This window comes from Comamonas sp. 7D-2 (assembly GCF_022749555.1).
GTDB lineage: Bacteria > Pseudomonadota > Gammaproteobacteria > Burkholderiales > Burkholderiaceae_C > Comamonas > Comamonas thiooxydans.
On record NZ_CP094238.1, the window covers coordinates 4,671,787 to 4,693,373 of the forward strand.

General features: G+C 63.0%; 20 protein-coding genes. 3 read left to right on the top strand and 17 right to left on the bottom strand.

The features are described from left to right. The first annotated feature begins 38 nt into the window (after nucleotides 1-38). The 3 genes from aroE to ruvC all read left to right on the top strand — a co-directional run bounded on the left by aroE (nucleotide 39) and on the right by ruvC (nucleotide 2,309). Nucleotides 39-905: a shikimate dehydrogenase gene (gene aroE / locus MPZ60_RS21475; RefSeq protein ID WP_034354311.1), complete on the top strand. Its 867-nt coding sequence runs from the start codon at nucleotides 39-41 to the stop codon at nucleotides 903-905. 14 nt (nucleotides 906-919) lie between these two features. After that, nucleotides 920-1,648, top strand: a complete 729-nt coding sequence (gene mtgA / locus MPZ60_RS21480; protein WP_034354314.1) for a monofunctional biosynthetic peptidoglycan transglycosylase — start codon at nucleotides 920-922, stop codon at nucleotides 1,646-1,648. Between the two features lie 112 nt (nucleotides 1,649-1,760). Next, nucleotides 1,761-2,309 carry a crossover junction endodeoxyribonuclease RuvC gene (gene ruvC / locus MPZ60_RS21485; RefSeq protein WP_034354317.1) on the top strand — a complete coding sequence of 183 codons (549 nt, stop codon included), beginning with the start codon at nucleotides 1,761-1,763 and terminating at the stop codon, nucleotides 2,307-2,309. On the opposite strand, the gene MPZ60_RS21490 is transcribed toward ruvC, so the two are convergent. The 17 genes from MPZ60_RS21490 to ftsL form a co-directional block, all read right to left on the bottom strand. Then, complete coding sequence (locus tag MPZ60_RS21490; protein ID WP_034355266.1) at nucleotides 2,303-3,154, bottom strand: alpha/beta fold hydrolase; 852 nt, start codon at nucleotides 3,152-3,154, stop codon at nucleotides 2,303-2,305. The genes ruvC and MPZ60_RS21490 overlap by 7 nt on opposite strands. Nucleotides 3,155-3,328: 174 nt before the next feature. Next, nucleotides 3,329-3,757 carry an RcnB family protein gene (locus MPZ60_RS21495; RefSeq protein ID WP_034354321.1) on the bottom strand — a complete coding sequence of 143 codons (429 nt, stop codon included), beginning with the start codon at nucleotides 3,755-3,757 and terminating at the stop codon, nucleotides 3,329-3,331. A gap of 202 nt (nucleotides 3,758-3,959) precedes the next feature. Next, on the bottom strand, nucleotides 3,960-4,136 hold the full coding sequence (locus MPZ60_RS21500; protein ID WP_003068960.1) for a hypothetical protein: 177 nt from the start codon (nucleotides 4,134-4,136) through the stop codon (nucleotides 3,960-3,962). An 11-nt stretch (nucleotides 4,137-4,147) separates the two neighbouring features. Then, nucleotides 4,148-5,071 (bottom strand): UDP-3-O-acyl-N-acetylglucosamine deacetylase, encoded by a 924-nt coding sequence (gene lpxC / locus MPZ60_RS21505; protein ID WP_034354325.1) that lies wholly within the window; start codon nucleotides 5,069-5,071, stop codon nucleotides 4,148-4,150. 248 nt (nucleotides 5,072-5,319) lie between these two features. Then, nucleotides 5,320-6,513: a cell division protein FtsZ gene (ftsZ, locus tag MPZ60_RS21510; RefSeq protein ID WP_003068965.1), complete on the bottom strand. Its 1,194-nt coding sequence runs from the start codon at nucleotides 6,511-6,513 to the stop codon at nucleotides 5,320-5,322. Nucleotides 6,514-6,659: 146 nt separating this feature from the next. Next, nucleotides 6,660-7,889, bottom strand: coding sequence for a cell division protein FtsA (ftsA, locus tag MPZ60_RS21515; protein WP_003051293.1), 1,230 nt, complete (start codon nucleotides 7,887-7,889; stop codon nucleotides 6,660-6,662). Nucleotides 7,890-7,961: 72 nt separating this feature from the next. Beyond that, nucleotides 7,962-8,771 (bottom strand): cell division protein FtsQ/DivIB, encoded by an 810-nt coding sequence (locus MPZ60_RS21520; protein ID WP_034354328.1) that lies wholly within the window; start codon nucleotides 8,769-8,771, stop codon nucleotides 7,962-7,964. Further along, entirely contained in the window at nucleotides 8,768-9,739 is a 972-nt protein-coding gene (locus tag MPZ60_RS21525; protein WP_034354331.1) for a D-alanine--D-alanine ligase, read from the bottom strand. Before MPZ60_RS21525 ends, MPZ60_RS21520 begins: the two co-directional genes overlap by 4 nt. Continuing rightward, entirely contained in the window at nucleotides 9,736-11,169 is a 1,434-nt protein-coding gene (gene murC, locus MPZ60_RS21530) for a UDP-N-acetylmuramate--L-alanine ligase (protein ID WP_003081129.1), read from the bottom strand. Before murC ends, MPZ60_RS21525 begins: the two co-directional genes overlap by 4 nt. Next, entirely contained in the window at nucleotides 11,166-12,251 is a 1,086-nt protein-coding gene (gene murG, locus MPZ60_RS21535) for an undecaprenyldiphospho-muramoylpentapeptide beta-N-acetylglucosaminyltransferase (protein ID WP_034354334.1), read from the bottom strand. The genes murC and murG overlap by 4 nt, the downstream gene beginning before the upstream one ends. Continuing rightward, nucleotides 12,248-13,519: a putative lipid II flippase FtsW gene (gene ftsW, locus MPZ60_RS21540; protein WP_012839829.1), complete on the bottom strand. Its 1,272-nt coding sequence runs from the start codon at nucleotides 13,517-13,519 to the stop codon at nucleotides 12,248-12,250. The genes murG and ftsW overlap by 4 nt, the downstream gene beginning before the upstream one ends. Beyond that, nucleotides 13,516-15,420, bottom strand: coding sequence for a UDP-N-acetylmuramoyl-L-alanine--D-glutamate ligase (gene murD / locus MPZ60_RS21545; protein ID WP_034354338.1), 1,905 nt, complete (start codon nucleotides 15,418-15,420; stop codon nucleotides 13,516-13,518). The genes ftsW and murD overlap by 4 nt, the downstream gene beginning before the upstream one ends. 5 nt (nucleotides 15,421-15,425) lie before the next feature. Further along, nucleotides 15,426-16,604 carry a phospho-N-acetylmuramoyl-pentapeptide-transferase gene (mraY, locus tag MPZ60_RS21550; protein ID WP_012839831.1) on the bottom strand — a complete coding sequence of 393 codons (1,179 nt, stop codon included), beginning with the start codon at nucleotides 16,602-16,604 and terminating at the stop codon, nucleotides 15,426-15,428. Then, nucleotides 16,595-18,022 (bottom strand): UDP-N-acetylmuramoyl-tripeptide--D-alanyl-D-alanine ligase, encoded by a 1,428-nt coding sequence (gene murF / locus MPZ60_RS21555; protein ID WP_034354340.1) that lies wholly within the window; start codon nucleotides 18,020-18,022, stop codon nucleotides 16,595-16,597. Before murF ends, mraY begins: the two co-directional genes overlap by 10 nt. Beyond that, entirely contained in the window at nucleotides 18,019-19,524 is a 1,506-nt protein-coding gene (locus MPZ60_RS21560) for a UDP-N-acetylmuramoyl-L-alanyl-D-glutamate--2,6-diaminopimelate ligase (protein WP_034354343.1), read from the bottom strand. Before MPZ60_RS21560 ends, murF begins: the two co-directional genes overlap by 4 nt. Then, on the bottom strand, nucleotides 19,521-21,269 hold the full coding sequence (locus tag MPZ60_RS21565; protein ID WP_003068995.1) for a penicillin-binding protein 2: 1,749 nt from the start codon (nucleotides 21,267-21,269) through the stop codon (nucleotides 19,521-19,523). The genes MPZ60_RS21560 and MPZ60_RS21565 overlap by 4 nt, the downstream gene beginning before the upstream one ends. After that, nucleotides 21,266-21,547 (bottom strand): cell division protein FtsL, encoded by a 282-nt coding sequence (ftsL, locus tag MPZ60_RS21570; protein WP_003068998.1) that lies wholly within the window; start codon nucleotides 21,545-21,547, stop codon nucleotides 21,266-21,268. Before ftsL ends, MPZ60_RS21565 begins: the two co-directional genes overlap by 4 nt. Between the last annotated feature and the right edge of the window lie 40 nt (nucleotides 21,548-21,587).

The following is a 21,587-nucleotide window of genomic DNA, read 5'->3' on the forward strand; positions in this document are numbered from 1 at the left end:
GTACCCAACTCTGCTCAGCGATTTCCTTCAGCCTTTTTATGACAAATACGCTTGATGCCTACTGCGTCATGGGCAACCCCGTTGCCCATAGCCGCTCTCCCTGGATTCATGCCCGCTTCGCCGAGCTGACCGGCCAGCCCGTCAGCTATGACCGCGCCCTGGTGCCGCTGGATGGCTTTGCCGACTTTGTGCGCGACTTTGCCGCGCGCGGCGGCAAGGGCTGCAATGTGACCGTTCCCTTCAAGCTGCAGGCGGCCGAGCTGGCCACCAGCACCAGCGAGCGCGTGCGGCTGGCAGGTGCTGCCAATACGCTGGTATTCGGTGCCAACGGCATTCATGCCGACAACACCGATGGCCTGGGCATCGTGGCCGACATCACCCGCAATGCCGGTGTGCCCATCGCCGGGCGTGATGTGCTGCTGCTTGGCGCGGGCGGCGCCGCTGCTGGAGCCCTGGGCTCTTTGCTGGAGCAAAAGCCCCGCCGCCTAGTCGTGGTCAACCGCACTCATGCCAGGGCTCAAACGCTGGTCCAGCAGCATGCGGCCATTGCCACACTACATAACGTAGAGCTGGTAGCACTTGAAAGGCAAGTGCTTGAGACTGATCTGACCCAAAATTTCGACATCATCATCAATGCCACAGCCAGCAGCCTGGCTGGGGCTGAGGTGCCCGCGCCCGCCAGCGTGCTGCACGCACGCAGTCTGGCCTACGACATGATGTACGGCCCCGCCGCCCAGAATTTTCTGAATTGGGCCAGCAGCCACGGCGCGCTGGCGCGTGATGGTCTGGGCATGCTGGTGGAGCAGGCTGCCGAGTCCTTTGCACTATGGCGCGGCGTGCGTCCGCCCTCTGCACAAGTCTTGGCCGAACTGCGCGCTCTGCTGCACGCCGAAGCCGCTCACTAAAACCTCGCCCAACCATGAAAGCTCTTGGCCGACTGCTGTTGCTGGTGCTTTGCGCCACCCTGCTGCTGCAATTGTTTTTTGTAGCACGCATCGCAGTCATGGCATGGCTGGATCCAGAGTCCACCAGCTATCAGCGCTCCGAAGCCTGGCAGCTTGCACACAGCAGCGAGGGCCTGCGCTGGCGCCAGCAATGGGTGGACTACGGCCAGATCTCCAGCAACCTCAAGCGCGCGGTGATTGCCTCCGAAGATGCCGGCTTCATGGACCACCACGGCGTGGAATGGGATGCCGTTCAGAGGGCCTGGCAGCGCAACGCAAAAGCCGAGGCCAGGGCCATGCAGGCCGAAAAAGCCGGAAGCAGCAGCAAGCCAGCCAAGGTCTATGGCGGCTCCACCATCACCCAGCAACTGGCCAAGAACCTGCTGCTGTCGGGCGAACGCAATTTTCTGCGCAAGGGGCAGGAGCTGGTGCTGGCGCAATTGCTGGAGCTGATGCTGAGCAAGCAGCGCATTCTGGAGATCTATCTCAACAATGTGGAATGGGGCCTAGGCGTGTTCGGCGCCGAGGCCGCCGCCCGGCATTACTTCCGCAAGAGTGCCGCCCAACTCAATGCGGCTGAGGCAGCACGACTTGCCGCCATGCTTCCGGCACCCAAGCGCTTCGAGAAAATGCCGCAATCGCGCTATCTGGCGCAACGCAGTCGCACGATTACGCGCTATATACCGATGGTGACACCCCCCTGAGGCGCTTCGCCAGGGCGGCCCCGTGCCTTCCTCCGAGAGGGACGCGAGGCGGCTCTTGCTTGCTGTCACCCGCATGGAGCGTGAAGGTTTTGTACGTGGATAATCGACAGCCATGCGAATTCTAGGAATCGACCCTGGCCTGCAGACCACGGGCTTTGGCGTCATCGACATGGAAGGCCAGCGCCTGTCCTATGTGGCCAGCGGCACCATACGCACCAACAAGATGGAACTCGGCGACCTGCCGGGCCGTCTCAAGGTGCTGTTCGACGGCATCTCCGAAGTCGCCTCACGCTACCAGCCCGAGGTGGCTGCCGTGGAAATCGTCTTCGTCAACGTCAACCCCCAGTCCACGCTGCTGCTGGGCCAGGCCCGTGGTGCGGCGCTGACGGCCCTGGTCAACGCCAATCTCGCGGTTTCCGAATACACCGCCCTGCAGATGAAAAAAGCCGTAGTCGGCCATGGTCGCGCAGCCAAGAGCCAGATCCAGGAAATGGTCAAACGGCTGCTGCAACTGCCCGGCCTGCCCGGCACCGATGCCGCCGACGCGCTGGGACTGGCCATCACCCATGCCCATGCTGCTGCCGCCATGGGGCTGATGGCCAAGTCCACCGATCTGCACCGCAAGCAACATGCCATGTACCGGGGCGGACGGGTCTATTGATCCAGTACGGACCTGAGCCTGATCCACTGCGCGATCCTGGGAAACACATCGGATTGCGCATTGCCGGACATCAGCAACCGACTGTGGCTGTAGTCCTCCGCAAAGCCTGCGGCCTTGCCGCATAGCAGAAACTCCACATCAGGCCCTGCGAAGGCCCTGGCAAGGGCTTCGCAGCCCCGCCAGGGAGCGATCACACGGTCCGCAGATCCTGCCAGTGCCAGAACGGGAATCCGAACCTGGGCCAGGCTGCTCGGATAATCCATGCCGTCCTTCCCGACAAAGCTGCGGCGCAGGTTCCAATGGCACCACTGCCGCATCAGGCGAGCGCTTTCCCTCTCGGGGCCCACCATTGAGCTTGCGATCAACCATTGCCTACGGTCTATCCAGGCCCTGTACCCGTGGATTGCGATCCGCGCTGAAAAGGTTGCAGCTGCATGGGTCGTCTGAGCGGCCAGCAACACGAGACCGGCCAGATGCGCCTGCGCACGCTCGGGCTGGCGCGCTGCCCAGATGGCCGCTGCAATGCCCCCACCACTATGCCCGATGAATACCATGGGGCGACCTTGCTCCTGGCGGAGAATCTCTTGAAGAGCGCTGTCAACGTCATGCTCGGCCACAGTTTCCAGGTCGTAATCGTGGCTGACTGACTGATTCAGCCCATGTCCTCGCCAATCGAAAAGCCAGACGCCAAAACCCTGCGCAGCGAGGAATCGACCCAGCCTCTGGCATGAGGATGCGCTGGAAAACGTGCCGTGCGTCACGACCACCACCGCCCCCCGCGCGGGGCCGATGCGTGTCAGCACGATGGAATGCCCATCCCTGGTCGGTACATCGACTCTTCGCATATAAGGCCAACCCTCCGTGATCCGCTCCCGATCTGCATTGCAGTGCGTCCGCAGAATGTTCGGCCAGATTCTGGGGATGGTCAATTGCATGACCCAAACTGAGCCTGCTTTACAGGACTCCTTTACATACAAAAAAGCCGCGGCAGGCCACGGCTTTTCGAGAGGTTTCACGGTTTAGTAATTGCTCAGCACCATGGAGGCGATCACGCCTGTGGCAATGGCAACCAGCAGATAGTCGCCGCCGTTCTGAATCCAGTGATAGCCACGCGGCGGCGCCGACAGATGGTGGCCGCGCCAGTCATTCACCACATAGTGCTGGCTGCGGTATTGCGGCGGCACGCGACTGCCCTTGTACCAGTTATGGTCGGGACCACCGCCACGGCGACCATTGTCGTGATGATCGGCACGTCGGTCGTCGCGCCTGTCATGGCGCTGCTCATGCCGACCACGATCATCATGGCGACCGCCATGGCGCATGTCCTGCGCTCCATGTCCATTGCCGCGGCCGGGTGGCGGGCCGGGCTGAGCCTGAACGGCCAGACTGCCCAGACCCAGGCAGGCGGCAATGGAGGCAGAAAGAATGCGGGTAGTCAAACGGGACATGGGTACTCCTTTGTCGAATTGTTTCGGTCAACAAGGTGTGCGGCCGGTCATGGCAGCCGCAGCAGATCCATCTTTACCCAATTTCGGCGCCGCAAGAAGTGAGCAACTGCCGATTTACCACTTTTTGCGCGCTGTTTACAGAACAGAAACCTATGAAACGCCAAGCCGGATTTGGCAAGCCGCTATCAATATTCATTAGTTCTCAGATGATGCGTCCGACAAACATCACGGCAAAAAAGGCCAGACCGGCAATCACCGTCCACTTGAACAGCAAAAAGCCCAGGCGCTTGTAGTGCGCCTTGCCGGTTCCCAGATAGAAGGCAAAGCTCAATGCCGAAGCCAGAATCAGCAAGGTGGCCAGCCAGCGAAAGATCAACATGGAGGTCTCGCTCACCAGGCCTGAGCGGGCATGGCAAAGCCCTGAGGAGCCTGGCGCTCGCTCTCGAAGGTCACGAGCTCCCAAGTCTCGGGCTGCTCGGTCATTGCGCGCAGCAGCTTGTTGTTGAGGCCGTGACCCGAGCGAAAGGCGCTGTAGGCACCGAGAATGGGCTTGCCGATCAGGTACAGGTCGCCGATCGCGTCAAGGATCTTGTGCTTGGCAAACTCGTCGTCATAGCGCAGGCCGTCGCTGTTCAGGACCTTGTAGTCATCCATGACGATGGCGTTGTCCAGCCCGCCGCCCAGTGCCAGGCCATTGTTGCGCAGCATTTCCACATCCTTGGTGAAGCCGAAGGTGCGGGCGCGGGCGATGTCGCGTGTGTAGTTGTCCAGACCCATGTCGAACTCCACGCACTGCCCCGTGGAGTCCACGGCTGGGTGAGCGAAGTCGATCTCGAAGCGCAGCTTGAAGCCATGGTAGGGATCGAAGCGCGCCCACTTGAGGTTCTGGCCTTCGCCCTCGCGCACCTCGATCGGGCTCTTGATGCGGATGAAGCGCTTGGGCGCTTTCTGCAACTCGATTCCGGCGCTTTGCAGCAGAAAAACGAACGAGGACGAAGAGCCATCGAGAATCGGCACTTCTTCGGCAGTGATGTCCACGTAGAGGTTGTCGATTCCCAGACCGGCGATGGCCGACATCAGGTGCTCTACCGTATGCACCTTGGCTCCGCCGCTGCCGATGGTCGAGGCCATGCGCGTATCGGTCACTGCCTCGGCGGAAATGGGGATATCCACAGGCTCAGGCAAGTCCACGCGACGGAACACGATGCCGGTATCAGGCTGGGCAGGGCGCAGCGTCAACTCGACACGCTGGCCGCTGTGCAGGCCCACGCCTACGGCACGGGAAATGGTCTTGATGGTACGTTGCTGAAGCATGCTGGTATTTTAAATGGGACAACCCCGAGCCGGCTTACGCCGACCCAGGGTTGTCTTAATCGCTGCGATACAGCGAACTGATGGGCCATCAGTCCTTAACGAACCAAAGGCCTTTGCGGCTGACTCTCAAGCGCTGGCGCACTCGGAGGCAGAGACACCGAGGAAGGGCTGCCCCGCACCGAGGGTGTCGTCCCCCTCCGGCGCAAAGCGCCAGAGAGGGGGAAGCGGCAAAGCCGCTCAGGGGGAGCTTAATCAGCCTGCTTGCGCAGAAACGCCGGGATCTCCACATCGTCCATGCCGCCAGACGCCAGCGCGCTCACGCGCTCCGAAGCCTGGGTGCGGTTGGTGCGCCAGACGCTGGGCACATTGGTGTTGGCTGTGCCGTAGTCCATGCCGCCCAGGGGAGGCAGACCCACTGCCACGTTGTCGGTACCGGTACGCAGACCGCCCTGCACCACCTGGATGTTCTGGCGACGCACATTGGGACGCGACAGGCCGGTGGCCACCACGGTCACACGGATTTCGTCGCCCAGCGAGTCATCGTAGGCAGCGCCGTAGATCACATGCGCATCGGGAGACGCATAGGCGTTGATGGTGGACATGGCCAGACGCGACTCGGACAGCTTGAGGCTACCCTTGGCTGCAGTCACCAGCACCAGCACGCCCTTGGCGCCGGACAGATCGATGCCTTCCAGCAGCGGGCAGGCCACGGCCTGCTCGGCAGCGATACGGGCACGATCGGGACCGGCGGCCTTGGCCGTGCCCATCATGGCCTTGCCGGGCTCGCCCATCACGGTGCGCACGTCTTCGAAGTCGACGTTCACATGGCCGTACTCGTTGATGATTTCGGCAATGCCGCCCACGGCGTTCTTCAGAACGTCATTGGCATGGGCAAAAGCCTCGTCCTGGGAGATATCGTCGCCCAGCACATCGAGCAGCTTTTCGTTGAGCACAACGATCAGCGAGTCCACATTCGCCTCCAGCTCGGCCAGGCCGGCGTCAGCGTTCTGCATGCGGCGACCGCCTTCCCACTCGAAAGGCTTGGTCACCACACCCACCGTCAGAATGCCCATTTCCTTGGCCACTCGTGCGATCACTGGCGATGCACCGGTACCCGTACCACCACCCATGCCTGCCGTAATGAAGAGCATGTGCGCGCCTTCGATGGCAGCGCGAATATCTTCCACAGCAGCTTCCGCAGCATCGCGGCCCTTGTCGGGCTTGCTGCCGGCACCCAGGCCGCTGCCACCCAGATGGATGGTGCGGTGAGCGCGGCTGCGCAACAGAGCTTGAGCATCGGTATTGGCCGTAATGAATTCGACGCCCTGAACGCTGCGTTCAATCATGTGGTCGACGGCGTTGCCGCCGCCGCCGCCGACGCCGATCACCTTGATCTGCGTGCCTTGGTTGAATTCTTCGGTTTCAATCATGTCGATAGGCATGGTGGTGCTCCTGTTCTCTAGTGGTGGTTTGTCGCTGCTGTGGAAAAGAAATTTCGAACTCTTGAGGTCTTCGCGGTCTTCGTCGTCGATACCGCGAAAAATCCATCTGTGGTGGTCCGGTGATGAACATGCGATAAGTGCTCATATCAGAAGTTCCCCACGATGAAGTCTTTGAACCGGCCAAAAGCGGTCTTCATGGAACCGCTCTTCTGGGCCACCTTGTAACCACGCAGACGTGCCAGACGTGCTTCATCGAGCAGGCCCATCACCGTGGCGGCACGGGGCTGGGCGACCATGTCGGCCAGCGCACCGGAATATTTGGGAAGCCCGCGGCGCACGGGCTTGAGGAAGATGTCTTCGCCAAGCTCGATCATCCCGGGCATGACGGCGCTACCGCCCGTAAGCACGATGCCCGAGGACAGCACTTCTTCGTAGCCCGATTCGCGGATGACCTGCTGCACCAGCGAGAAGATCTCTTCCACGCGGGGCTCGATCACGCCGGCCAAGGCCTGCTTGCTGATCATGCGCGGGCTGCGGTCGCCCAGACCCGGCACCTCGACCTGGGCATCGGGATCGGCCAGCAACTGCTTGGCATAGCCGCTCTCGACCTTGATGTCCTCGGCATCCTTGGTGGGAGTACGCAGGGCCATGGCGATGTCGCTGGTGATCAGGTCACCGGCAATCGGGATCACGGCCGTGTGGCGAATCGCACCGCCGGTGAAGATGGCCACATCGGTCGCACCCGCACCGATGTCCACCACGGCCACGCCCAGCTCGCGCTCGTCATCGGTCAGCACGGCCTGGGCCGACGCCAGCGGGTTGAGCAGCAACTGCTCGACTTCCAGGCCGCAGCGGCGCACGCATTTGATGATGTTCTCGGCCGCACTCTGGGCGCCGGTCACGATATGGATCTTGGCTTCAAGGCGAATGCCGCTCATGCCGATGGGCTCGCGCACCTCGTGGCCGTCAATGACGAACTCCTGCGCCTCGACCAGCAGCAGGCGCTGGTCGGACGAGATATTGATGGCCTTGGCGGTTTCCATCACGCGAGCCATATCGGTGGATGAGACTTCCTTGTCCTTGATGGCCACCATGCCGCTGGAATTCAGACCGCGGATATGACTGCCCGTAATGCCGGTACACACTCGCTGGATCTTGCAATCCGCCATCAGCTCGGCCTCTTTGAGCGCCTGCTGGATGCTTTGCACGGTCGCATCGATATTCACGACCACGCCGCGCTTCAAGCCGTTGCTGGGGGCCACGCCCAGGCCCGCCAGCTTGAGCTCGCCATTGGACATGACCTCGGCCACCACCGCCATGACCTTGGCCGTGCCGATATCCAGCCCAACAATCACATCCTTGTATTCTCTTGCCATATCAGCTTCCGCCCCCGGTAGGTTCTGTCTTGTCTTTGTGTGCGCCTTGCATGTCTGCTCCCCTGCTCCTGCTCATCGTCTGGCCCTGGCAGCAGCTGCCGGCGCGGAGGTTCCAGTGGTCACGCCCTTGAGTCGCAAGGCATAGCCGTCTTCGTAACGCAGGTCTGCAGACTCCAGTGCCGCAGCCGAGCGCTTGTATTGAGAGGTGATCTGAGGCAGCGTGCGCACAAAGCGCTGCACGCGCTGCAATATGTCTTCGGTCGTGCCGCCGCCCAGTTCCAGCAGCGCATCGTTGTCCAGCACCAGCGTCCAACTGCCACGCGCATCCAGAGTCAGGCTGTCCAGCGCCACATCGAGCGGCTTCAAGGCCGGCTCCAGCGCTCGATACATCTGCAGAACACGCGGTGCCGAGCCCTCGGGGCCTTGCAGACGCGGCAGACCTTCGCGGTCCAGTTCGCCCAGATTGGCTTCAAACACTTCGCCGGCCTTGTTGACCAGACCGGTACCAGTCTCAGCCCCCCAGAAGGCTTCGGCCACATGCTCCTTGAGCGCAACGCGCAAGCCGTTCGGATATTCGCGGCGCACCTGCGCCTCCTGCACCCAGGGCACTTGCTCGAATGCATGCTGGGCCGCCTTCAGGTCCACCGTGAAGAAGTTGCCTTTGAGCACTGGCGCCACATTGGCGCGCAGCGTCACGGCGTTGTTATGCACCAGCTCGCCTTCCACCACGATGCGACCGATATTGAAGGCCGGAGTTCGCATCAACCACCACCCCACGGCCATCACGCACGCCGTCAAGCAGCCCATGAACATCACCGTGGCAGTGATGTTCATGAGCTTGACGTCGAACGGGACGACGGCTGTGGGCTGGTTGCGGTTCATGGCTGCTCCGCTTCTCCATCCAGCGTGCTCATGGCCAGGATGCCAAGGCACAGGTTTTCGTAGCTCACGCCGGAAGCGCGCGCAGCCATGGGGACGAGAGAATGCCCCGTCATGCCTGGCGAGGTATTGATCTCCAGCAAGAAAGGCTTGCGGTCGCTGGCGCGAATCATGATGTCGGCACGCGCCCAGCCACGGCAGCCCAGCGTGCGGAAGGCTTTTTCCACAATGCGCTGGATCTCGGCCTCCTCGACAGCCGGCAGGCCGCTAGGGCAGTGGTACTGCGTGGTATCTGTGAAGTACTTGTTCTGGTAGTCGTAGTTGCCTTCGGGCGCAACGATTCGGATCACCGGCAGTGCACCGGCATGGGCACCCGTGCCCAGCACGGGGCAGGTGGTCTCGTCACCGGCAATGAACTGCTCGCACAGCACTTCTGCGTCGTACTGGGCAGCCAGCTCGTAGGCCTTGGCGCATTCGTCGGCATTCATCACCTTGGTCAGGCCGATGCTGGAGCCGTCGCGTGCGGGCTTGACGATCATGGGAGCGCCCAGGGCTTCCAGTGCGGCGCGGGTTTCAGCGGCCGAGGCGACCATGCGCCAGTCCGGCGTGGGCAGGCCTTCAAAGCGCCAGATGCGCTTGGTCATGATCTTGTCCATGGCGATGCTGGAAGCCATCACCCCCGAACCCGTATAGGGGATGTCCAGCAACTCCAGTGCACCCTGCACCGTGCCGTCCTCACCGTAGCGGCCGTGCAGCGCGATGAAGCAGCGGTCAAAGCCTTGCACCTTGAGCTGTTCCAGCCCCTGTTCGGCAGGGTCGAACTTGTGGGCATCGACACCCTTGGACTGCAGTGCGGCCAGCACACCAGCGCCGGACATCAGCGAGACCTCGCGCTCGGACGAGCGACCGCCCATGAGCACGGCGACCTTGCCCAGTGCCTTCACGTCGATATTTGTACCAAACATGCTCATTGCGCGCTCCCTGCGGGCGCGGCCAGCTCTTGTTTCTGAAGCATTTCAACCAATTTCCCAGGCACGGCGCCAATCGATCCGGCCCCCATGCACAGCAATACATCGCCCGCTTGCGCATTGGCAGCGATGGCTGCCGGCATATCGGCAATGTTTTCCACAAATACAGGCTCGACCTTGCCGGCCACACGCAAGGCGCGAGCCAGGGATCGACCGTCGGCAGCCACGATGGGTGCCTCGCCCGCGGCATAGACCTCGGCCAGCAGCACCGAGTCGGCGCTGCCGATGACCTTCACAAAGTCCTCGAAACAGTCGCGTGTGCGGCTGTAGCGGTGTGGCTGGAAGGCCAGCACCAGGCGCTGCCCCGGGAAGGCACCGCGTGCCGCAGCCAGCGTGGCTGCCATTTCCACGGGGTGATGACCGTAGTCGTCGATGACGGTGAACGTGCCGCCATTGGCAGCCGGCAGTTCGCCATAGCGCTGGAAACGCCGTCCCACGCCCTTGAAGCCTTCCAAGGCGCGCAGCAGCGCCTCGTCGGAAATCTCGAGTTCCATGGCCACCGCCACGGCAGACAGGGCGTTGAGCACGTTGTGCTCGCCGGGCAGGCTCAGCACAACCTCCAGATCGGGGTAGCTCTGGCCGTTCTGGCGGCGCACGGTAAAGCGCATGCGACCGGCTTCGGCACGCACGTTCACGGCGCGCACCTGGGCATCTTCGGCAAAGCCGTAGGTCGTGACCGGACGCGCCAGCTTGGGCAGGATCTCGCGCACGGCAGGGCTGTCGACGCAGAGGATGGCGCGCCCGTAAAACGGCATGCGATGCAGGAAATCGACAAAGGCCTGCTTGAGGCGTCCGAAGTCATGACCGTAGGTTTCCATGTGATCGGCGTCGATATTGGTGACGACGGCCATCACAGGCAGCAGATTCAGGAAGGAGGCATCGGACTCGTCGGCCTCGACCACGATGTAGTCGCCCTGGCCCAGCTTGGCATTCGCACCGGCGCTGTTGAGCTTGCCGCCGATCACGAAGGTGGGGTCCAGACCGGCTTCAGCCAGCACACTGGTCACCAGGCTGGTGGTGGTGGTCTTGCCGTGCGCGCCAGCAATGGCGATGCCCTGCTTGAAACGCATCAGCTCGGCGAGCATCAGCGCACGGGGAACCACAGGAATCTTTTTCTCGCGCGCAGCCAGGACCTCGGGGTTGTCGCCCTGCACGGCCGTGGATGTCACCACGGCATCGCTGCCAACAACGTTCTCGGCCGCGTGACCGACAAAGGTCTTGATGCCCAGGCCCGCCAGGCGGCGCAGCGTGGCGCTGTCGGCCAGATCCGAGCCTGAAATGGCGTAACCCAGGTTGTGCAGAACCTCTGCAATACCGCTCATGCCGGCGCCGCCAATACCGACAAAGTGAATGTGATGAATGGCGTGTTTCATGCTGCCAACTCCTCACAAGCGGCGACCACCTTCGCGGTGGCATCAGTCTTTTGCATTTTCTTCGCGAGTTCAGCGCGCTCCAACAGCGTCGCACGCTGCATATTTTGTAGCATTTCCGCCAACCCTTGGGCGCTCAAAGTACTTTGCGGCTGTAACCAACCGCCACCGGCGTCCACCAGGAAGCGCGCATTGCTGGTCTGGTGGTCATCCACCGCAGCAGGGAAGGGCACATAGACCGCTGCCGCCCCTACAGCGGCTATCTCGGTCACGGTGCTGGCACCGGCACGGCAGACGACGAGATCGGCATCCGCAAAAGCCTTGGCCGTGTCATCGATGAAGGGAGTCAGCTCGGCCTGTACGCCTGCAGCCTGATAGTTGGCACGCAACGCATCGATCTGGGCCGTACCGCTCTGGTGCAGCACCACGGGGCGCTGATCGGCAGGCATCAGGGCCAGAGCCTGGGGCACGATCTCATTGAGCGCCCTGGCTCCCAGGCTGCCGCCCACCACCAGCAGCTTGAGCGGGCCGCTGCGGCCGGCAAAGCGCTGGGCGGGCTCGGCCTGCTCCAGGAAAGCCTGACGCAGCGGATTGCCCACCCATTCGCCCTTGGCAAATACCTTGGGGAAAGCCGTGAACACTCGCTTGGCCACCTTGGCCACGACCTTGTTGGCCATGCCGGCCACGGAGTTCTGCTCGTGCAGCACCACGGGCACGCCCGAAGCCGCAGCCATCAGGCCACCGGGCACGGTGAGGTATCCGCCCAGGCCGATGACCACATCGGGCTGCACGCGCTTCATCACGGCACGCGCCTGCGAGAAGGCCTTCGCCAGCCTGAACGGCAGTTGCACCAGGGTCTTGAGCCCCTTGCCGCGCACGCCGCCAAATTCGATCAGCTCCAGTGCAAAGCCCTGGGGCGGCACGATGCGCGACTCCATGGAGCCGGGCGCTCCCAGCCAGTGCACATTCCAGCCGCGCGCACGCAACTCCTGTGCCACGGCCAGACCGGGGAAGATATGACCGCCGGTACCACCGGCCATCACCAGTGCCGTGCGCGGCTTGCTTGGCTTGATGAGCAGGCTCATGCGTGGCCTCCCTTCATCAGCAGCTTGTTTTCGTAATCGACTCTGAGCACCACAGCTATCGCAATCAAATTCATCAAAATGGCCGAACCGCCAAAACTCATTAACGGCAGAGTCAGGCCTTTGGTTGGCAAGGCGCCCAGATTCACACCCATGTTGATAAAGGCCTGGAAGCCCATCCAGATCGCCACGCCCTCGGCCACCAGCCCGGCAAAGACACGGTCCAGCGCGATGGCCTGACGGCCGATCAGCATGATGCGGCGGGTCAACCAGAAGAAGACGGCAGCAATCAGCAGCAGGCCGACCAGACCAAATTCTTCGCCGATCACGGCCAGCAGGAAGTCGGTATGCGCTTCGGGCAGCCAGTGCAACTTTTCCACGCTGCGGCCCAGTCCCACGCCAAAGATCTCGCCCCGCCCGATGGCAATCAGCGCATGCGAGAGCTGGTAGCCCTTGCCCAGCGCATGCTTCTCATCCCAGGGATCAAGGTAGGCAAAAATACGTTCGCGGCGCCACTCCGAGGTGGCGATGATCATGCCGAAGGCCAGCACCACCAGCAGTGCGATGATGAAGAACATGCGCGCATTCACGCCGCCCAGAAACAGAATGCCCATGGAGATCACGACGATCACCATGAAAGCCCCCATGTCTGGCTCGGCCAGCAGCAGCACGCCCACCACGACCACAGCCAGGCCCATGGGCAGCACGGCGCGGAAGAAGCGCTCCTTGACCTCCATCTTGCGCACCATGTAGTCGGCCGCGTAGATCAGGATGGAGAACTTGGCCAGCTCGGAAGGCTGGAAGTTCATGATGCCCAGCGACAGCCAGCGCCGCGCGCCGTTGACCACCGTGCCCACATGCGGGATCAGCACCGCCACAAGCAACACGATGGAGATCAAAAACAGCTTGCGCGCCACCTTCTCCCAGACATTCATGGGCACCTGGAAGGCCAGCAGCGCGGCCACAAAGGCCATGCCTATCGACATGGTGTGGCGCAGCAGAAAGTGATAGGGCTCGATCTTGCCGAAGCGCGGGTTGTCGGGCATCGCAATCGATGCCGAATACACCATGACCAGACTCCAGGACAGCAAGGCGATGACGACCCAGATCAATGCCTGATCCAGCCCCAGTACGCTGGCCGGAGTACGGGTGGGACGGTCGTACAGCGGCCCGCCTACGCGCACAGGCAGCACGTCGATGGGCCTTTCCTCTGCGCTGCGGAACCACGAGCGCATGCGGCCGGAGAGGCTGGTCAGGAAGGCGGCTGTCATGCGCCGTCCTCCAGTTGCTGGCCGGCTTCAAGCGCCAGCTCACGCACCGCTTCCACAAACTGGTGGGCGCGGTCCGCATAGTCCTTGAACATGTCCATGCTCGCGCAGGCCGGCGAGAGCAGCACCGCATCATTGGCATGGGCCAGACGCGCGGCCTGCTGCACGGCGTCCTGCATGCTTGCGGCATCGACCAGGGTCACGCCTGTGTCGCCAAGCGCCTCGCGAATCAGCGACGCATCCTGGCCGATCAGCACGGCCGCGCGCACATAGCGCGAGACGGGAGCGGCCAGCGGCGTAAAGTCCTGGCCCTTGCCCAGACCGCCCAGAATCACCACGATGCGGTGGTCCGGCCCCAGGCCCATAAGGGCCGCCACGGTGGCGCCCACATTCGTGCCCTTGCTGTCATCAAAGTATTCGACATCGCCCACCCGGCCCACGGGCTGCACACGGTGCGGCTCGCCCCGGTATTCGCGCAGGCCGTAGAGCAGCGGTGCCAGCGTGCATCCCGCACCGGTCGCCAGCGCCAGGGCCGACAGCGCATTGATGGCGTTGTGGCGGCCGCGGATGCGCAGCGCATCGGCGGGCATCAGGCGCACGATGTGCAGATCGTCGGCGTTCTTGCCCTTGCTGGTTTCGTCGGCCTCATGGGCGCGCACCAGCCAGGTCATGCCGTTGACCACCTCCAGACCGAAGTCTCCGGGGCGGCGCGGCATGTCGCCGCCAAAGCTGACATGGGCACGCTGGAAAGTCTTGCCGCGCTTGCCGGGCACCGCCACGGGCGCTGGCAGCATGGCCATGACGACGGGGTCTTCGCGGTTGAGGACCATCAGAGCCTGCTCGCCAAAGACATGGGCCTTGGCATCGGCATAGGCCTGCATGCCACCATGCCAGTCCAGATGGTCCTGGGTGATATTGAGCACCGTGGCTGCCGTGGGCTCGAAGCCGCAGCAGTCGTCGAGCTGGAAGCTGGACAGCTCCAGCACCCAGGCCTGAGGCAGAGTCTCTGCATCGATGCGAGCGGACAGAGTGTCGAGCAGCGAAGGACCGATATTGCCGGCCACGCCCACGCTCAATCCGCCATGCTCCAGCAGCTGACCGGTCAGCGAGGTGACCGTAGTCTTGCCGTTGGTGCCGGTGATGCCCAGCACCTTGGGCGCATAGCCATGGGCTTCGCGCAGACCCTTGAGCGCAAAGGCAAACAGATCCAGTTCGCCGCCCGTAGGCAGGCCGATGCTGCGTGCTGCATCGAAGACCGGGGCAACGCTGGCCGGGCTCAGGCCCGGCGAACGATAGACGGAACTCAGGCTCTGGCCATCGACCAGAGCAGCCGTGAATGCGCCGGCAACAAAGCGCACGCCGGGCAGTTCGGCCTGCAGCGCAGGCAGATAGGGCGGGGCTTCGCGCGTGTCGGCCACCGTGACCTCGGCACCGGCACGCACGCACCAGCGTGCCATGGCGATGCCCGAGATGCCCAGACCCAGAATCAGCACGCGCTGGCCCTGCAGGTGCTGGGCCGCGCCTTGCGGCCAGTGCACGGGGACAGGTGGCAGCTCCACCACTGCTTCCAGCTCGGCTTCGGGCTGCGACTCGACCTCGGTCACTTCGGCATCGGCCGCATCGGAGATGCTGGGGTCGGCAAAAATCTGTGCCACGAAGGCGGCCGCGTCCCTGGCTGCCGTCAAGGTGGAGATATCGGGCACCGGCTCGGCGTCCAGCGTCTTGGCGATGATGGCAGGCGCTTGCATTTCAGGAGCTTCTGGCGCTTGCTCCTGAATCATTTCAGACATATTTCCATCTGAAATGCTTTGCATATCAGCGATAGGCGCTTGCGTTTGCATAGCATCCACAACCGCATCCGGCTGCAGAACCTGATCATCGAGCTTGAGGTCTTCGTCTTGCATGGCGACTACCTCAGCTTCAGGGTGGACAGACCCAGCAGGCACAGCAGCATGGTGATGATCCAGAAGCGGATCACGACCTGTGTCTCCTTCCAGCCGCTCTTCTCGAAGTGGTGGTGCAGCGGTGCCATCTTCAGCAGACGGCGGCCCTCGCCATAACGCTTCTTGGTGTACTTGAAGTAAGTCACCTGCAGCATCACCGAGATGGCTTCCGCCACAAAGATACCGCCCATCACGGCCAGCACGATTTCCTGGCGCACGATCACGGCAATCGTTCCCAGAGCAGCGCCCAGCGCCAGCGCGCCCACGTCGCCCATGAAGACCTGGGCGGGATGTGCGTTGAACCAGAGAAAAGCCAGACCGGCACCCGCCATGGCGCCGCAGAACACCATCAACTCGCCCGTGCCGGGGATGCTGGGAAACAGCAGGTAGCGCGCATAGGTGGCGTTGCCGGTCACATAGGCGAAGATGCCCAGCGCCGTGCCCACCATGATGACGGGCATGATGGCCAGGCCGTCAAGGCCGTCGGTCAGGTTCACGGCATTGCTGGCGCCCACGATGACCAGATAGGTCATGACGATGAAGCCCAGCACGCCCAGCGGGTAGCTGACTTCCTTGAAGAAGGGCACCATCAGGCCGGCCTTGGGCGGCAGATCCATGGAAAAGCCCGACTGCACCCAGGAGATGAACAGCGCGAAGACCTCGGCGTTGCTGTTCTCGGAGATGCAGAACACCAGATACAGGGCTGCCAGCAGACCGATGACGGACTGCCAGAAATATTTCTCGCCCGAGCGCATGCCCTCGGGGTCCTTGTTGACGACCTTGCGCCAGTCGTCCACCCAGCCAATCGCGCCAAAGCCCAGCGTGACCAGCAGCACGATCCAGACAAAGCGGTTGGACAGGTCGAACCACAGCAGGGTGGATACGGCAATCGAGAACAGAATCAGCACGCCGCCCATGGTCGGCGTGCCGCTCTTGACCAGATGGGTCTCCATGGCATAGCCCCGCACGGGCTGGCCGATCTTGAGCGCGGTCAGCATGCGGATGGCCTTGGGACCTATCCACAGGCCGATCAGCAAGGCGGTGACGGCAGCCAGCACGGCGCGCAGCGTCAGGTACTGGAAGACGCGCAGAAAGCCGAACTCCGGCGAGATACCCTGCAGCCATTGAGCCAGCATCAGCAGCATGCGGCCTCCTCGCAGTTGCCCTGCTTCTTGTCTGCACAGGCCTCAATGCTCTGCACCACTTGCTCCATCTTCATGAACCGCGAACCCTTGACCAACACGCTACCTACCTTGGGTAAAACTGCGCACACCGCCTGCTCAAGGGCGGACATGCTATCAAAATGCCGAGCTCCGCTGCCAAAGGCAGAGGCCGCAAACGCGCTCTGGTCACCCAGAGCAAAGAAATGGGCAATACCTGCCTGCTGCGCCAGCGCACCGGCCTCGGCATGGAACTGCGGGCCGTCATCGCCCACCTCCCCCATGTCGCCCAGCACCAGCAACTGCGGTGCGGGCAGCTCGGCCAGCACGGCAATGGCGGCGGCCACCGAGTCGGGGTTGGCGTTATAGCTGTCATCGACCACCGTGACGCCTTGACCATTGATCTGCACGGCCAGTGCACGCGAGCGGCCCGTCACAGGCTCGAAGCCCGAGAGTCCTTGTGCAATGGCAGGCAAAGGCACACCAGCGGCATGGGCGCAGGCAGCCGCAGCCAGTGCGTTACGCACGTTGTGGCGGCCGGCAATATGCAGCTGCACGGCTGCCACGCCTTGCGGGGTGTTCAGCGCAAAACTCCAGGCTCCGTTGGCCCAGACCACATCGCTGGCAAAAACCTGAGCCCCATCAGCGGCCTCGCCAAACATCAGGCTGGGGCGGCCAGCGCTCAGCTCGGTCCACAGCGGCGTGTATTCATCTCCGGCAGGGAAGATGGCCACGCCGTCCTTGGGCAGAAAGCCCAGCACCGATCCGTTCTCGCGCGCCACCGCCTCCACCGTGCCCATGAACTCCTGGTGTTCACGCTGGGCGTTGTTGACCAGGGCCACCGTAGGCTGACCGATGGCAGCCAGCTCGGCAATCTCGCCGGGGTGGTTCATGCCCATCTCCAGCACCGCAATGCGATGCGCGTCCGTCATGCGCAGCAGGTTCAGCGGCATGCCTATGGAGTTGTTGAAATTGCCGCGCGTGGCCAGTGCTGCCTCGCCCTGCCCGCCCACATGCGCGCGCAGGATGGACGCGATCATCTGCGTGACCGTGGTCTTGCCATTGCTGCCGGTCACGGCAATCAAGGGTAGATCGAACTGTGCACGCCATGCTCGTGCCAGCGCACCCAATGCCAGCAACGTATCCGGCACTTCGATGCCGGCCATGCCTGCAGCCTCCAGCCCATGGCTGGCAATGGCCGCCACAGCACCAGCGGCCTGCGCCTGAGGCAGAAAATCATGGGCGTCAAAACGCTCGCCCTTCAGGGCCACGAACAAGTCCCCGTTCTGCAACGTGCGCGTATCGGTGTGCACGCGTGTCAGCTCCAGCTGGCCGTTGCCGACCAGACGGGCTTGGGGGATATGCGTCTGGATCAGCTCCAGCGCTTTTGCCAGGGTCATCATGACCGAATCTTTCCTTCGCGGGCTGCGAGCGCCTTCTGCGCCTCAGCCATGTCGGAGAACGGATGGCGCACGCCCTTCGTCTCCTGATAGTCCTCATGTCCCTTGCCGGCAATCAGCACCACGTCGCGCGCATCGGCACGGGCAATGGCTTGGGCAATGGCCGCCGCGCGGTCGGCCTGAACATGCAATGCCTGGCCCGCCTGCATGCCGGCCAGGATCTGGTCGATGATGCTTTCGGGCACTTCACTGCGCGGGTTGTCGCTGGTGACGAAAACGCCGTCGGCATGCGCCTGGGCGGCCTGCCCCATCAGCGGACGCTTGCTGTTGTCCCGGTCGCCGCCACAGCCGAACACGCACCACAGCTTGCCCTGGCGCTGCCGCGCGGCGGGCTGCAGCGCGCGCAAGGCTTTTTCCAGCGCGTCGGGCGTATGGGCATAGTCCACGGCCACCAGAGGCTGACCGGGCTTGACGATCTGCTGCATGCGACCGGGCACGGGCTCCAGATCGGCGCAGGCCTGTACGGCCTGCTCCAGCGTCAGGCCCAGGCAGCGCAGGGTGGCCAGCACCCCGAGCAGATTGGAGACGTTGTACTGACCGACCAGACGCGTATTCATGCGCAGGCTGTGACCGGCTTCCAGCACGGTAAAGCTCAGACCCTCGTCGCCCAGACCGATGTCCTTGGCCTGCAGGCGAGCCGGTCCCTGGATGGAAACGCTCCACACATCCATGGCGCGGCCCTGCAGCCTGGCCCAGAGTCTGGCGCCATGCGCATCGTCGATATTGACCACGGCAGCCGGCAGGCCGGGCCAGTCGAACAGCTGGGCCTTGGCCTGCCAGTAGGCATCCATGCTGCCGTGGTAGTCCAGGTGGTCCTGCGTGAAATTGGTGAACAACGCCACGCGAATCTTGCTGCCGTCCAGACGGTGCTCGACGATGCCGATGGACGATGCCTCGATGGCACAGGCGGCAAGACCCTGGTCGGCGTAGCTGCGGAACGCACGCTGCAGCAACACCGGGTCCGGCGTGGTCATGCCTGTCGACTCCAGCGCAGGCGGCACGCCCACACCCAGGGTGCCCACCAGCGCACAGCCGGTGCGTGTGTTCAGCGTCACTTTCGAGAGCGCATGCGCCAGCCACCAGGCTGTGGTGGTCTTGCCGTTGGTGCCGGTCACGGCCAGCACGTCGAGCTCACCACTGGGATGTGCAAACCATTGGTCGGCAATCAGTCCCGTCGCAGCCTTCAGTCCCTTGAGCGCGGCAATGCTGTCGCCACTCAGATCGAAGGCCTGCAGACCATCGGCCTCCACCAGCACGGCGGCGGCGCCCTGCTCCAGAGCCTTGCCCACATAGGCTCGGCCATCAGTGGCAGCTCCAGGCCAGGCGACAAAGGCATCGCCGGCCTTGACCTTGCGGCTATCGGTCTGCAGGTCACCCTGCACGCGGCTGCGCAGCCAGGCAACGGCCTCGGCTGCATTGTTCAGGATTTGAATGGGGGTGCTCATAGCACAGGCTCCTCAGCGGGTGCAGCCACGATCTGAGGCTTGACTTCCTTGTCGGGCTGAACGCCCATGAAACGCAATGTCTGCTGGACCACGTCCGCAAACACCGGGCCGGCCACCGTGCCACCGTAGTAGGAACCTGCCGTCGGCTCGTCCACCATCACGGCCACGATGATGCGCGGCTTGTCGATGGGAGCAATGCCCGTGAACCAGGCCCGGTACTTGCCAGCGGCATAGCTCTTGCCCACCTGCTTGCGGGCAGTGCCCGACTTGCCGCCGATGGTGTAGCCCTCGGCCTGGGCCTTCTGGCCGGTACCGCCTGGGCCTGCAGCAAGACGCAGCATGTGCAGCACCGCCTCGGCGTTTTCCTTGGAGATCACACGCACGCCCACAGGAGGCTCGTTCGTTTTCAGAATCGTCGAGGGAATGACATTGCCGTCGTTGGAGAACACGGTGTAGGAACGTGCCATCTGGAACAGCGAGGCCGACAGGCCATAGCCATAGGACATGGTGGCCTGCTCGATAGGCTTCCAGGTCTTCCAGGCACGCAGACGACCCGAGACCGCGCCCGGGAATTGAATCTGCGGCTTCTGGCCGAAGCCCAGCGCACTGAAGTACTCCCACATTTCCTGAGGTGAGAGCTTTTGCGCCACCTTGGTCGCGCCCACGTTGCTGGACTTCTGGATCACGCCCTCCACCGTCAGCGCGCCGTAGTTGTGCGTATCGGTGATGGTGGAGCCCGTCACCGTGTAGCGGCCGGGTGCGGTATCGATGATGGTGCTCGGCTTGACACGTTTGAGCTCCAGGGCTGCGGCCACTGTGATGGGTTTCATGGTCGAACCCGGCTCGAAGGTATCGGTCAGCGCGCGGTTGCGCAGCTGCTCGCCCGTCAGATTCTTGCGATGCCCCGGGTCGTAGCTCGGATAGTTCGCCAGGGCCAGCAGCTCGCCGGTGTGCGCATCCATCACCACCACGCTGCCTGCCTTGGCCTTGAAGGTCTCGACCTGCTGCTTGAGTTTCTGGTAGGCGTAGTACTGGACCTTGCTGTCGATGGACAACTGAATATCTTGCCCATCCTGCGGCGGCACTTCATCGCCCACGCCCTCCACCACGCGGCCCAGACGATCCTTGATCACACGACGCGAGCCAGCCTTGCCGGCTAGTTCCTTGTCGAACGCCAGCTCCATGCCTTCCTGACCATGGTCTTCCACATTGGTGAAGCCCACGATATGCGCCGCAGACTCCCCTTCGGGATACTGGCGCTTGTATTCCTTGCGGTTATAGATGCCCTTGATATTGAGCGCCACGATCTTCTGGCCCACATCCCAGTCCAGCTGACGCTTTACCCAGACAAAGGTCTTGTCCTCGACATCCAGCTTCTCCATCAGGGAGCGCAGCGGCATGTCCATGAGGCGCGCCACTTCCTTGAGCTTTTGCTGGACCTCAGGGTCCTTCAGATCCACGTCCTCGGGAATGGCCCAGATACTGGCCGCAGGCACGCTGGACGCAAGAATCAGGCCATTGCGATCCAGCAAACGGCCACGGTTGGCCGGCAGCTCCAGAGTACGCGCAAAGCGCACCAGGCCCTGACGCTTGAAGAAGTCGTTGCCGAAGACCTGCACATAGGCTGCACGCGCGCCCAGGCCCACAAAACCCAGCGCCAGCGCAGCCACGATGAACTTGCTGCGCCACAGCGGTGTTTTCGAAGCCAGCAAAGGGCTGGTGGTATAGAGCACGCTGCGTGTCATTGCGCAGTTCCTGCAGCCGTTTCATGCACGTACTGCGTAATGGCCTGAGAAGCCTGCTTCATCTGCAGCTTTTCGCGCGCCAAGGTCTCGATGCGCTGAGGCGCGGCCTGGGCACGCTTTTCCACCTGCAGGCGCAGTTGATCCGTCGCCAGCCGACGCGCCTCTGCCTCGGCGCGGTCCAGCTCGGTGAACAGACGACGCGACTCATACTGGGTATGCACCAGAAAGATGGCGCTGGTCATGACCGCCAGCAGCAGCAGCAGGTTTATGCGCAGCATGGCAGCCCTCCCGCAGCCATGCTCGGAGCGGCATGGCGAT